Consider the following 1,077-nt stretch of genomic DNA (forward strand, 5'->3'; position numbering starts at 1 on the left):
CGTTGGCAATTCACCTTTAATCTTATCCGGGATTGACTTTATTATTTCGTATTCTGCAATTCCTATCGGCTGAGTTGTTCCTCTTAACGCATATTCTGCTATAACTTTCGATTTTGATTTACACAAAAGCAATCCAATTGACGGATTTTCATTATCACTTTTTATTAAATCGTCAACCGCAGACAAATATAAATTCATTTTCCCGGCATATTCGGCCTTAAATTCAACAGATTTAAGTTCTACAACAACATAACATTTCAATTTTATGTGATAAAATAGCAAATCAATAAAAAAATCTCGTCCATCAATTTTCAACGGGACTTGTCTGCCTACAAAAGAAAATCCTATTCCCAATTCTAGCAAAAATGACGTAATATGCTTCACTAATTGATCTTCGATGTCCTTTTCTAACGCTTTTTCTTGTAGTGTTAAAAAGTCAAATTTGTAAGGGTCTTTCAAAGTTTCTACAGCAAGTTCAGATTGAGGTTCAGGTAATGTTTCTTGAAAATTAGTTATCGCTTTTCCTGATCTGCTGTAAAAATCCAAATCTATCTGATGAGCTAAAACGGTTCTTGACCAGTTATTTTCCACAGTTTTACTTGCATAAAATATTGCTTCTTCAATACTTTTTGCTTTAGTCACAATTAATACATTATGTCCCCATGGAATTTGTCCAACAAGTTGTTGGACTTTTTCAATTTCAATATTTGTAGATGAGTAAAATTCAAACCACTTTTTCATTGAAAACAGATTGCTCCTTGAAAACCCTTGTTGATTAGTAAAAGATGATTTTAAGTCTTTGGAAAGTTGTTCTACAACAGATGCTCCCCATTTTTCTTGCTTTGTTTTTGTTGAAATGGATTTTCCAATATTCCAATAAAGTTTCAGCATCTCGATATTTACAGAAATAGATGCTTTTATTTGGGATTTCCGAATTAATCCTTTTAATTCTTCAACCCACTTAATGTATTCATCTTCATATTTTATTAAATCCATAATTTACTCTTTCTGCAAATATACTTTTTTTATCTTTTCATTTTATTTAAATCTGTCGGTTTTCTGGAATTGGCTACAACG

General features: G+C 31.2%; 1 protein-coding gene. It reads right to left on the reverse strand.

What is annotated here, in order from left to right; genetic code table 11:
• The coding region (locus U9P79_01765; GenBank protein MEA2103355.1) for a PDDEXK nuclease domain-containing protein at nt 1-996 on the reverse strand (996 nt) is incomplete at its 3' end.
• Nucleotides 997-1,077: the final 81 nt, after the last annotated feature.

Source organism: Candidatus Cloacimonadota bacterium (genome assembly GCA_034661015.1).
Taxonomy (GTDB): Bacteria; Cloacimonadota; Cloacimonadia; order JGIOTU-2; family JGIOTU-2; genus JAYEKN01.